11 protein-coding genes are annotated in these 11,843 nt (G+C 71.2%); 8 read left to right on the top strand and 3 right to left on the bottom strand.

Annotated features, from left to right (window positions below):
- Nucleotides 1–32 precede the first annotated feature (32 nt).
- From ACQPZZ_RS33035 to ftsY, 4 genes are all read left to right on the top strand, one after another.
- A complete protein-coding gene (locus ACQPZZ_RS33035; protein WP_363644089.1) occupies nt 33–293 on the top strand; it encodes an acylphosphatase in 261 nt (86 codons plus the stop codon).
- A gap of 188 nt (nt 294–481) precedes the next feature.
- Nucleotides 482–676 carry a hypothetical protein gene (locus ACQPZZ_RS33030; protein WP_363644091.1) on the top strand — a complete coding sequence of 65 codons (195 nt, stop codon included), beginning with the start codon at nt 482–484 and terminating at the stop codon, nt 674–676.
- A gap of 265 nt (nt 677–941) precedes the next feature.
- Entirely contained in the window at nt 942–4,655 is a 3,714-nt protein-coding gene (locus ACQPZZ_RS33025; RefSeq protein ID WP_432925555.1) for an AAA family ATPase, read from the top strand.
- 51 nt (nt 4,656–4,706) lie between these two features.
- On the top strand, nt 4,707–5,888 hold the full coding sequence (gene ftsY / locus ACQPZZ_RS33020; RefSeq protein ID WP_363644095.1) for a signal recognition particle-docking protein FtsY: 1,182 nt from the start codon (nt 4,707–4,709) through the stop codon (nt 5,886–5,888).
- Nucleotides 5,889–5,959: 71 nt separating this feature from the next.
- Here the strand turns inward: ftsY and ACQPZZ_RS33015 are convergent, their stop codons facing one another.
- Nucleotides 5,960–7,030 (bottom strand): PLP-dependent cysteine synthase family protein, encoded by a 1,071-nt coding sequence (locus ACQPZZ_RS33015; RefSeq protein ID WP_432925553.1) that lies wholly within the window; start codon nt 7,028–7,030, stop codon nt 5,960–5,962.
- A gap of 328 nt (nt 7,031–7,358) precedes the next feature.
- On the opposite strand from ACQPZZ_RS33015, the gene ACQPZZ_RS33010 reads away from it, so the two are divergent.
- The gene (locus tag ACQPZZ_RS33010) at nt 7,359–7,952 is read left to right on the top strand and encodes a sigma-70 family RNA polymerase sigma factor (protein ID WP_363644099.1); all 594 of its coding nucleotides are present in this window, start codon (nt 7,359–7,361) and stop codon (nt 7,950–7,952) included.
- Between the two features lie 62 nt (nt 7,953–8,014).
- Here the strand turns inward: ACQPZZ_RS33010 and ACQPZZ_RS33005 are convergent, their stop codons facing one another.
- Together ACQPZZ_RS33005 and ACQPZZ_RS33000 are read right to left on the bottom strand one after the other, a co-directional pair.
- Nucleotides 8,015–8,866 carry a hypothetical protein gene (locus tag ACQPZZ_RS33005; RefSeq protein WP_432925551.1) on the bottom strand — a complete coding sequence of 284 codons (852 nt, stop codon included), beginning with the start codon at nt 8,864–8,866 and terminating at the stop codon, nt 8,015–8,017.
- 167 nt (nt 8,867–9,033) lie between these two features.
- Nucleotides 9,034–9,891, bottom strand: coding sequence for a DMT family transporter (locus ACQPZZ_RS33000; protein WP_363644107.1), 858 nt, complete (start codon nt 9,889–9,891; stop codon nt 9,034–9,036).
- Between the two features lie 44 nt (nt 9,892–9,935).
- Here ACQPZZ_RS33000 and ACQPZZ_RS32995 point away from each other — a divergent pair, with 44 nt between their 5' ends.
- From ACQPZZ_RS32995 to ACQPZZ_RS32985, 3 genes are all read left to right on the top strand, one after another.
- Nucleotides 9,936–10,541 (top strand): helix-turn-helix domain-containing protein, encoded by a 606-nt coding sequence (locus ACQPZZ_RS32995; protein WP_363644109.1) that lies wholly within the window; start codon nt 9,936–9,938, stop codon nt 10,539–10,541.
- A 121-nt stretch (nt 10,542–10,662) separates the two neighbouring features.
- Nucleotides 10,663–10,968 carry a hypothetical protein gene (locus tag ACQPZZ_RS32990; protein ID WP_079312678.1) on the top strand — a complete coding sequence of 102 codons (306 nt, stop codon included), beginning with the start codon at nt 10,663–10,665 and terminating at the stop codon, nt 10,966–10,968.
- A 34-nt stretch (nt 10,969–11,002) separates the two neighbouring features.
- Nucleotides 11,003–11,827: a polysaccharide deacetylase family protein gene (locus ACQPZZ_RS32985; protein ID WP_432925548.1), complete on the top strand. Its 825-nt coding sequence runs from the start codon at nt 11,003–11,005 to the stop codon at nt 11,825–11,827.
- Nucleotides 11,828–11,843 lie beyond the last annotated feature (16 nt).

Genomic DNA, 11,843 nt, shown 5'->3' with positions numbered 1-11,843 from the left:
AATCGATCTGGATACTTGTAGGCGTGGTTCGGATGACGGCATGGGTCCGGGGACGGGTGCAGGGCGTGGGTTTCCGCTGGTGGACCCGGGCCCGCGCACTGGAGCTCGGGCTCGTCGGGTGGGCCTCGAACCTGGCCGACGGGAGGGTCGAGGTCGTCGCCGAGGGCCCGAGGGAGTCGTGCGAGCGGCTCCTGTCGTTGTTACGCGCCGGCGACACGCCCGGCCACGTTGAGGGGGTGGTTGAGCGCTGGAGTGATGCGAAGAGAGGTATCGCCGGGTTTGTAGAGAGGTAGGGCTTCCCTCAAACCCCTCAAATCCGGTATATTTATCTAGCGAGAGTGCCCACCGGCACGTCTGTGCGGAGCGTTCAGCTTGACCGTCTCCAATGCCGGTGCGACTCTTGAGAGGAACCACGCGCACCCCTCCCGCGGCATGAAGTGCGCGAACCAGTCTGGTCACTCAGCGTGGAGGACCCTTTACTATGGCGAAGGCTCTACTCGGCCACGTCGGCGGTCCTGATCCTCGTATGATCTCGGAAATGCGCCGTCTCCAGCAGCGCGTCCGCGACCTCGAGGCAGAACTCACCCGGCTTCAGGCCCAGAACGACGCGCTCACGGCGCAGACTCGTGATGAGGACCTGGTCCGGCTGCAGGATCGCGAGCCGGCTCTCACCTGAGAACCGGCCGGAAGAGAAGGATTGTAGGGACGCCCCGCAAAGGCGTCCCTTGCCATTTCCGCCGCCGTTCCCGGGGAATCGATTCACCGGCTGACCGATCTCAAGGATCGTTCGCCCGCGGAATGAGCGGACTGCCCGGCTTGTCTTATCCCGCTTTCGGTCCAGGCCCCGCCGCGTGGGCCGCCGGTGCCCATCCCCGCGTACCCGGCCTGCCGGAGCTGTAGTCTTTCCCCCCAAACGCCAGGCGGCATCGAGGGGGGCGGACGTGTATCTGAAAACGCTCACCTTACGCGGCTTCAAGTCCTTCGCCTCGGCCACCACCCTCCGATTCGAGCCGGGCATCACCGCCGTGGTGGGCCCCAACGGCTCCGGCAAGTCCAACGTCGTCGACGCGCTCGCGTGGGTCATGGGCGAGCACAGCGCCAAGTCGCTGCGCGGCGGCAAGATGGAGGACGTCATCTTCGCGGGCACCTCCAGCCGCCCGCCGCTCGGCCGCGCCGAGGTCACGCTGACGATCGACAACACCGACGGCGCGCTCCCGATCGACTACACCGAGGTCACGATCAGCCGGCTGATGTTCCGGTCCGGCCAGAGCGAGTACGCCATCAACGGCGACACCTGCCGCCTGCTCGACATCCAGGAGCTGCTGTCCGACTCCGGCATCGGCCGGGAGATGCACGTCATCGTCGGCCAGGGCCAGCTCGACCAGGTGCTGCACGCGGGCCCCGAGGAGCGCAGGGCGTTCATCGAGGAGGCCGCGGGCGTGCTCAAGCACCGCAAGCGCAAGGAGAAGGCGCTCCGCAAGCTCGACGCGATGCAGGCCAACCTCACCCGCGTGCAGGACCTCGTGACCGAGCTGCGCCGCCAGCTCAAACCATTGGGCCGCCAGGCCGAGATCGCCCGCAAGGCGGCCGTCATCCAGGCCGACCTGCGTGACGCGCGGCTTCGCCTGCTCGCCGACGACGTGATCACCCTCCGCGACACGCTGCAGCGGGAGGAGGCCGACGAGGCGGCCGTACAGGCGCGGCGCGCCCGGGTGGAGGCGGAGCTGACCGAGGGCCAGCGGCGGGAGGCCGAGCTGGAGGCGGCCGAGAACGAGGCGCAGCCGCGGCTCAAGGCCGCCCAGGAGACCTTCTACCGTCTCTCCGCCCTGCGGGAGCGGCTGCGCGGCGTGGAGAGCCTCGCGGCAGAACGCCGGCGTCACGCCGCCGACGCCGCGTCGATCGAGCGGCGCGGGCGCGACCCGGAGGACCTGGAACGCGAGGCCGCCGAGGTGCGGGAGCAGGAGCGGGTGCTGGCGGAGGAGCTGGACGAGGCGCGCGAGCGGCTCGCGGCCGCCGTCGAGGTCCGGGCCGAGGCCGAGGAGGCGCTGGCCGCCGAGGAGCGGCGCCTCACCGCCGCCGCCCGCGCCGCGGCCGACCGCCGTGAGGCCCTCGCCCGTCTCCGGGGCCAGGTCGAGTCGGCCAGGAGCCGGGCCAGGGCCGCCGGAGACGAGATCGGCAGGCTCACCAAGGCCGTCGAGGACGCCACCCGGCGCGCGGAGCAGGCCCAGGACGAGCTCGACGCGCAGGCGCTCGACGAACAGCCGGCCGACCCCGAGCTCGCGGCCGAGCTGGAGGCCGCGCAGGAGGGCGTGGACCTCGCTCGCGCCGCGGTGGAGGAGGCCAGGGCCGTGGCCGAGCAGGCCGAGGCCGTGGTGGAGCGGGCGCGGGCCGACCTGGCCGCCCCCAGGGACGCGCTGGCAGCCGCCAGGGCCGCCGTGGGCACGGCCCGCGCCGCCGACCAGGAGTCACAGCGTGCCGTCGCCGCTCTCCAGGCGCGGTGCGAAGCCCTGGAGATGAGCCTCGCCGGGGGAGCGGACGGGGCCGCCGCGCTGCTCGGCGCGGGTCTGCCCGGCGTGCTCGGCCCGATCGCCACACTGCTGGCAGTACGCCCGGGGGCGGAGGCGGCCGTCGCGGCCGTGCTGACCGTGGACGGGGTCGCCGTCGCCTCGCTCACCGCCGCCGTGGCGGCCGTCGAGCACCTGCGCGAGGCCGACGCCGGCCGCGCCGCCCTGTTGATCGCCGGCGACAGGAACGGTGACGGCGGGAGGCCGGAGGTGCCCGTCGCGGGCGCCGAATGGGCCGCCGATCTGGTGACCGTGCCGGACGAGCTGCGCCCCGCCGTGGAGGCGCTGCTGGCCGGCGTGGTCGTGGTGCCCGACCTGCTCACCGCGCGCAAGGTGGTGGACGCCCACCCGGAGCTGCGGGCCGTCACGACGTCGGGCGACCTGCTCGGGGTACACGCCGCGCACGGCGGCTCCGGTGGCGGGGTCTCGCTGCTGCAGATGCGTACGGCCCTGGACGAGGCCGCGGCCGATCTCGCCACCGCCCGGGCCGGGGCCGAACGGCATGCGGAGGCGCTGGCCGAGGCCGTGGCCGCCGAGCGGGAGTGCCAGCTCGCGCTGGAGGCGGCGCAGGCGCGGGTCGCGGAGGCGCAGAGCGGCGTGAGTGCCGCCCAGAGCGGCGTCAACGCCGCGCAGAACGGGCTGAACACGGCGCAGGCCGGGCTCGACCGCCTGCGCGGCAGGCAGCGGGAGGCCGACCAGCGGGCCGCGGCGGCGGCCAGGCAGCTCGCCCGGCTGGAGGCCGCCGTCAAGGCCGCCCAGGACGAGGCGGCCCGGCTGAGCCGGTCGGTGCTCGACGCCCAGGAGGCGCGCGAGCAGGCTCAGGCCATGGTCGTGGAGCTGGAGGAGCAGCTCGCCGAGGCCGAGTACGCCGCCGAGCTGGAGGCGGAGCCGACCACCGACACCCGGGACGAGCTGGCCGCGGCCTGCGGCGTCACCCGGCAGGCCGAGATGGAGGCCCGGCTGACCGTCCGTACGGCCGAGGAGCGGGTGCGGGGCATCGCGGGCCGCGCCGACGCCCTGCTGCGCGCGGCCCAGCGCGAGCGGCAGGACCGGGCCCGGGCCGCGGCCGACCGGGAACGTCGCCGCAGGCAGGCGGAGATCGCCGCGGCGGTGGCCGAGGGCGCCCGGGCCGCTCTGAACGCCCTGGAAGGCTCACTCGCCCGGGCCGCCGGGGAACGTGACGAGGCGGAGCGGGCGCGCGGGCAGATCGACGCCGAGCTCAAGCAGGTGCGCCTGCGCGTACGGGAGCTCAGCTCCGAGCTGGACGCCCTGGTCAACCGCGTCCACGGCAGCGAGATGGCCAGGACGGAGCGCCGGCTGCGCCTGGAGCAGATGGAGCAGCGCGCCCTGGAGGAGTACGGAATCGAGCTCGAACCGCTCATCGCCGAGTATGGGCCGGGCGTGCCGGTGCCCGGCGACCCGCCGGTGCCGTACGTCCGGGAGGAGCAGGAGAAGCGGGCCAGGACGGCCGAGCGGCAGATGACCCAGCTCGGCAAGGTCAACCCGCTGGCGCTTGAGGAGTTCGCCGCGCTCGAGGAGCGGCACGCCTTCCTCACCTCGCAGCTCGAAGACCTCAAGAAGACCCGGCGCGACCTGCTGCTCGTGGTCAAGGAGGTCGACGACCGGGTCGAGCAGGTCTTCGCGGCGGCGTTCGAGGACGTGGCGCGCGAGTTCGGGGAGATCTTCCAGCGGGTCTTCCCCGGCGGGGAGGGCCGCCTGCTGCTGACCGACCCGGAGGACATGCTGACGACGGGCGTCGAGGTCGAGGCCCGGCCGCCCGGCAAGAAGGTCAAGCGCCTGTCGCTGCTGTCCGGCGGCGAGCGGTCGCTCACGGCGGTCGCGTTCCTCGTCTCGATCTTCAAGGCGCGCCCGTCGCCGTTCTACGTGATGGACGAGGTCGAGGCGGCGCTCGACGACACCAACACGCAGCGGCTGCTCACCCTCTTCGAGGAATTGAGACAGACCTCACAGCTCATCGTGATCACGCATCAGAAGCGCACGATGGAGATCGCCGACGCGTTGTACGGCGTGTCCATGCGCGGAGACGGCGTCACGCAGGTCGTCAGCCAGCGCCTCCGGGAGAAAGTCTAGATAGAGCCGCCCTGGCCGGAGTAATGCGGGTGATCTGGGAAACTGCATGGTGTGGACGGTTACCTCGGCATCATCGTGATCGTGGCCATCGTCGCCATATTGGCGGTGGGTGGCCTGTGGCTGCTGTTCCGGCCGAAGGCGAAGGACCTGCCGCCCGCGCCGCCGGCCCCGCCGGAGCCGAAGGCTCCCGTTGTGGAGGAGCCCGCGAAGACGGGGCTCGGTGAGGAAGACGGCGGCACGACGACCACGCTGCCTCCTCCCGCGCCTCCGATCGAAGAGCTGATCAAGGCTCCCGAGATCGAGGTCCCGCCGCCCTCGGCCGGCCGGATGGTGCGGCTGCGCAGCAGACTCGCCCGCTCGCAGAACGTCCTCGGGCGCGGCCTGCTCGAACTGCTGTCGCGCGACCATCTCGACGACGACGTCTGGGACGAGATCGAGGAGACCCTGATCACCGCCGACGTCGGCGTGGCCCCCACCCGCGCCATGGTGGAGGAACTGCGGACGAAGGTGAAGGTGCTCGGCACCCGCACCCCGACCGAGGTGCGCAAGCTGCTGCGCGAGGAGCTGCTCACGCAGATCGCGCCGGACCTCGACCGCACCCTGCACACTACGCCGCACGGGGAGCGGCCCGCGGTCGTCCTCGTCGTCGGCGTCAACGGCACCGGCAAGACCACGACCACGGGCAAGCTCGCCCGGGTCCTGGTCGGCGACGGCGGCAAGGTCGTCCTGGGCGCCGCGGACACCTTCCGCGCGGCGGCCACCGACCAGCTCCAGACGTGGGGTGACCGCGTCGGGGCGGGCGTGGTGCGAGGCCCGGAGGGCGGTGACCCGGCGTCCGTGGCGTTCGACGCCGTGGCCAAGGGCATCGAGGACAAGGCGGACACCGTCATCATCGACACCGCGGGACGCCTGCACACCAAGACCGGCCTGATGGACGAGCTGGGCAAGGTCAAGCGGGTCATCGAGAAGAAGGCGGCGGTGGACGAGGTGCTCCTCGTCCTCGACGCGACCACCGGGCAGAACGGCATGCGCCAGGCGCAGGTCTTCGCCGAGGTGGTCAACGTCACCGGCATCGCCCTCACCAAGCTGGACGGCACCGCCAAGGGCGGCATCGTGATCTCGGTCCAGCGTGAGCTGGGCGTGCCCGTGAAGCTGGTCGGCCTCGGCGAGGGGCCCGACGACCTCGCGCCGTTCGACCCCGAGGTCTTCGTCGACGCCCTGCTCGGCGACTGACGCGAGAAACAAGGAACCACGAGAAAACAAGGAGCACGGTGGCGGGCCGGGACTCCCCGGCTCGCCACTCGTCAGCTCCGGAGGAAGGCGCGTAGTTCCTCCAGGTGAGGGGCGATGTCGATGCCCTGCTCGGACAGCCAGCGCGGGTCGCCGTAGGTGTCGCGGTAACGCTCGGCGCCGTCGCAGATCAGCGTGACCACGCTGCCGCGCTCGCCCCGCTCGCGCATCTCGCGGATGATCTGCACCGCCGCCGCGATGTTGGTGCCGGTCGATCCGCCGACCTCCCGGCGGGCGACCTCCCTGACCCAGTGCATGGCCGCGATCGACATGGCGTCCGGAACCTGGGTCATCCGGTCGATGACCGTCGGCAGGAACGACGGCTCGACCCGTGGCCGGCCGATGCCCTCGATGCGCGATCCGGCGCCGCCGTGCTCCTTGCCCGACACCCAGGACGGGTAGAAGGCCGAGCCCTCGGGATCCGCCACGCACAGCCGGGTCTGGGCGCGGCGGTAGCGGATGTAGCGGCCGATCGTCGCCGAGGTCCCTCCGGTGCCCGCGCCGACCACGATCCACGCGGGTTCCGGGTGCCGTTCGAGCGTCATCTGCTGGAAGACGCTCTCGGCGATGTTGTTGTTGCCCCGCCAGTCCGTCGCCCGTTCGGCGTAGGTGAACTGGTCCATGTAGTGCCCGCCGGTCTCGGCGGCGAGCCGGTGCGACTCGTCGTAGATCGCCCTCGGGTCGTCCACCAGGTGGCACTTGCCGCCGTGGAACTCGATGATCTCCCGCTTCTCCGGTGAGGTGCTCGCCGGCATCACGGCGATGAACGGCAGGCCGAGCAGGCGGGCGAAGTACGCCTCGCTCACCGCGGTGGACCCGCTGGACGCCTCGATGATCGTGGTGGTGGGCCCGATCCAGCCGTTCGCCAGGCCGTACAGGAAGAGGGACCGGGCGAGACGGTGCTTGAGTGAACCGGTCGGGTGCACCGACTCGTCTTTCAGATAGAGGTCGACATCCCAGTGTGAGGGGAGCGGGAAGGCGTGCAGGTGAGTGTCGCAGCTTCGGTTGGCGTCGGCCTCGACGGCCTGGATGGCGTCGGCCACCCAGGCTCTCGTGACCGGATCGTGCCGATCCAGGTGGTTCATCCCGCTACTGTGGCACGCCCTCGGGCATGAACACCAAAGGCTGAGCCGCCGGGGCACGACCGCCGACCGCGTCGGCGGCCAGTGAAATCTGCCACATTTTACTCCGGATTGAGGCTTCAGTGTTACGCTAATGAGACTTGTTCGGCTTGCGCGTGACCTGGCCGCGCGGGCCTGGTCCGGGAGAACGACGGTGCTGACCAGGCCGGACGAATTAACAGCGTGCTTAGGCCCCAAACGGCACGATGTCCTTGGCACAACGATGAACGAGCCACCTCGCATGTGTTCCGGCCGGACGGGTAACGGGGGAGAAGTTCCGTAGGGGGAAGAGATGATCTCGACCGACGAGCAGCGGCAGGCATGGTTCGAGCGTGAGGTCGTGCCGGTGACGAGCCAGCTCTACGCGTCCGCCATGCGTCTGACGCGCAACCCCGCAGACGCCGAGGACCTGGTCCAGGAGACCGTGGCCAAGGCGTTCACGTCATACCACCAGTTCCGTGAGGGCACGAACCTCAAGGCGTGGCTGCACCGCATCCTCACCAACAACTTCATCAACGACTACCGCAAGAAGCAGCGCTCGCCCAAGCTGTCGGCCGCCGAGGAGATCGAGGACTGGCAGCTGGCCGCGGCGGAGTCGCACATGTCGAGCGGGCTGCGCTCGGCCGAGACCGAGGCGCTCGACCAGATCCCGGACAGTGTCGTGATGAACGCCCTGCGCGCGCTGCCGGAGGACTTCCGGGTGGCCGTCTACCTCGCCGACGTCGAGGGCTTCGCGTACAAGGAGATCGCCGACCGGATGGGCACTCCGATCGGCACCGTCATGTCCAGGTTGCACCGGGGCCGCCGGCAGCTCCGGGGCATGCTGGAGGACTACGCCCGCGAGGAGGGCGTCGTACGCGTCCCCGAGCAGGCCTGCGCCGCCTGATCGGCCCGTGAGGAGCCGTGACCGGTCGCCCCTGCCCGGCCGCGCCGGGAACTCAGGGCGGCTCACCTGGATGCCGAGTGCTGCGGCCGGGTTTGTACGGCCATCGCCACCCCGAGGGCGAGGGCGGCGTACGCGCAGGCGACGGTCAGGCCTGCCCATGGCGGGAGCGGGTAGTAGCCTGCGAGCAGTGACGGGCCCACGTCGACGTGCGCGAACGTGGGGATGCTCTGCGTGATCGCGAACCCGGCGGCAGGGGTGATCATCAGCAGCCGTGGCGCCAGACCCGCGGTCGCCAGCAGGTAGGGCACGACGACCAGCGCGATGGCCAGCCCTATCGCGATACCGGCCCGCCTGACCAGCGCGGCGAGGCCCAGGGCCAGCACGGCGGCGGCCGCGGTCAGCGCCGCGTAGCCGACGATCATACGGAGCTCGGTGCTCGAGGTGATCGGCTGAACCTGGTTGTGATTGGCACGCAGTATCGCCAGGCCGACGGGGACCACGACCCCCGAGGACACCAGCGCCGCCACGAACGCGACCGCGCCGACCACCATGGCCTTGGCCGCCAGCAGCCGCACCGGACGCGGCTGCGCCGGTGGGCCGGTCCCGATCAGCCGGCGCCGGTGTTCCGTCATGAAGAACGTGGCCGCCGCCACGAGCACCGGGATCAGCCCCACGGCCCCGCCGATCAGCATGAGGTCGGCGCGTATACCGCCCAGCATCACGGCGGGCCCGATGTCACCACCTCCGGTCACGATGAGCTTGTCGCCGGACTCGACGACCCCGCCCGGGTGATGCGGGGTCTTGCCGTCGGACTCGTAACCGACGCCCACGTCGTCGCGGTGCCACGGACCGTTCGCGCCCTGCAGATCGATCCGGTCGAAAGTGGCGGTGACCTGGGAGAAGGCTACGGCCATGTCCCACAAGGCGCCTGGCGAGGTGGCGAACAGCCCGACTTCGGCCGTCTCGGGCAGCCCGGTCAGCGTGACCGTGCCGACCTCGGTCCACGTCGTGCCGTCGTCCGACTCATCGCCGTGGCGGCCACCGACCGCGCCGCGGATCCAGGCGGAGGACCGGGTGCGGCTCAGGCCGCGGCGATGAGGGCGATCGCGCCGAGCGCGAAGCCGACGCCGGTGATCTGCACCGGGCTCAGCCGCTCGCCCAGGACATACCGGGCGAGCAGCAGGGTGCTCGCCGGATACAGCGACACCAGGACGGCGACCAGGGTGAGCATCCCCCGCTGCGCCGCGAAGAGATAGAGCACGTTGGCGGCCATATCGAGCACCCCGGCCGCGATCGTCACCGTGAGGCTGCCGGGCACAGGGCGCAGGCTCCTGCGCGTGACCAGGGCCAGCAGCACGACCAGGGTGATCGACGCGATCCGCGCCCCCAGCAGAGGCCAGGTGCCGGAGTCGGCGGGGGCCACCTTGAGCAGCACGAAGAATCCGCCGAACCCCGCGCCCGACACCAGGGCGGCGAGGATCGGCCCCGCCTTCGGGCCGCTCGCGCCGCCGCCCGGCTCGCGGCTGACCAGCAGAACGGCGAACAGGCCGAGCGCCACGCCCACGAGTGCCAGAGCGGACGGCCGGTCGCCGGTGAGAAGTCCGAAGAGCACGGGGACGGCCATCGCGGTGGTGGCCGTGGTGGGGGCGATCACGGACATCATCCCGGTGGCCAGGCCACGGTAGAACAGCACGATGCCGAAGGCGCCGGCGACTCCGGAGGCCATCCCCCAGGCCAGCGCGGCCGTGCTCACATGGCCGGGCAGGACCGGGAGCAGTGCGCCGACCAGCAGCAGGCCGCCGAGCTGGGAGAGCACGACGACGGCCAGCACCTTCGAGCGCCTGGTGGCGAGCCCGCCGAAGAAGTCGGCCGTACCGAAGATCACCGCGCATGCCGTCGCGAGCGCCACCGCCGTCACGGATCCCCCAAGAGAACTCATCGATAGTGCAATGAATTGTAGTAGGAGATCACTAGGCTGTACTCATGGCCGATCCTGCGACGATCACCGCGGCCATCGCCGCGAACGTACGGGGCCAGCGGGCCCACCGGGGGCTGACCCTCGACGAGCTCGCGGCCCGGTCGAACGTGAGCCGCGGCATGCTCATCCAGATCGAGCAGGGCCGCACCAACCCGAGCGTCAACACGCTCACCCGGATCGCCGACGCGCTGGGCGTGACCCTCGCGCGGCTGGTGGAGGTCGCCGACACCCCGGTCGTCCGGGTCGTGCACGAGTCCGAGATGGTGACGTTTCGGCACCCCGGGAGGGGCTCGGCCCGCCTGCTCGTGGGCACCGACGCGCCCGCCATTCTGGAGCTGTGGGACTGGTGCCTCGGGCCCGGCGAGCACCACGACGGCGACGCGCACCCCGCCGGCACCCGCGAGATGCTCACCGTCCTGGAGGGGCGGCTCACGCTGACCGTGTACGGCAGGAGCCACGTCGTGGCGTCCGGCGACGCCGTCGTGTTCGGCGCCGACCGTCCGCACCGGTACGCCAACGAGCACGACGAACCGCTGCGGTTCGTGATGGTGGTCACCGAGCCTCCCGTGCCTCCCGACCGGCCCGCGGTCGGAGAACCTGGAGATGACTGACCAGTAAGGGCTGCGTGGTGACGCTTAGTAGTCGATGATTACAGAATGAATCCGCAAGCCCCGCTCCAAGGTTGGGTACATCCCTTTTTGTGCGTGTCTGCTGTGCAGGGGGCGGTGGCCGGTGAGTGAATCGCGAGTCGCGGTGGAAAAACTTCGCGCGGAACTCGCCGCGCTCGGGGTGGCCGACGCCTACGAGATCGGTGACGAGGCTACTCTCTCCGTCTGGATAGGCCTGGTCGTGACCTTTCGTGAGGGCTTTTACCGTTGGCGCGAGGGTGCCGTGAAGTGCCGGCACCTGGGTACGGACCCGGCAGGATGCGCCATCCGGGTGGCTCGCAGATACGCCGAACTCAAGGCGGACGTGCCGCCCTGGTGGGAGGAGCTGGAAAAGGTTCTGCGTGGGGGAGCGGCCGGAGGCTATCCGTAGCGTTCGTGGCCCCCCGCCTGCTCCGGGGGGTCGTATGCGGATCGGATCCGTTCTGCTGTCGTTGCTGTTGCTCGGCGGGTGCGCCCAGGTCCGGTCCGTACCGGCGGGGGAGAACCGGCCGGGGCCGGCGGCCCAGCATCCGCGCTTCGGCACACCGCGGCGGTTCGACGCCGACCTGCTGCGCTGGCGGCTCGCGGGGGCGCAGCGGGGAGTGCCGGGCCCGCGCCTGCCCGCGATCCCGCCGCCGCGGCGTGTCGACTGCCGAACGCACAAATGCGTGGCACTGACGTTCGACGACGGGCCGGCCGAATACACCGGGCACGTCCTCGACCTGCTCGCGGCCCACCACGCCCGGGCCACGTTCTTCCTGCTCGGCCAGATGATCACGAACGAGACGCGCGACTTCGTGTGGCGGATGGCCGCCGAGGGCCACGAGATCGGCAACCACTCCTGGGACCACGCATCCCTGGCGGGGCTGTCGCCCGATGCCCTGCGCCACGAGCTCGACCGGACCCAGGACGCCGTGCGGAAGGTGACCGGCGTGCGGATGCGGCTCATGCGCCCGCCGTACGGTGCGACGAACCAGACGGTGGACAACGAGACGAAGCAGACGGGGCTCGCGCAGATCCTGTGGGCCGTCGACACCCTCGACTGGCTCAACCGCAACCCCACGGTGATCGCCCAGCGCAGCGCCGCCGCCAAACCCGGTGACATCGTGCTCATGCATGACATCCACCCGACCACCGTGCAGGCGCTGCCCCGGCTGCTGGACGAACTCGACCACAAGGGCTTCACGTACGTGACCGTCTCGGAGCTGCTCGGCGACACCGCTCCCGGGAAGAAGTACACGAACAAGTGAATCCGTGACCTCGGTG

It is taken from the genome of Microbispora sp. CA-135349 (genome assembly GCF_050947365.1).
In the GTDB taxonomy this organism is placed as follows: Bacteria; Actinomycetota; Actinomycetes; order Streptosporangiales; family Streptosporangiaceae; genus Microbispora.
This window is presented reverse-complemented; position numbering and strand designations above follow the sequence as displayed.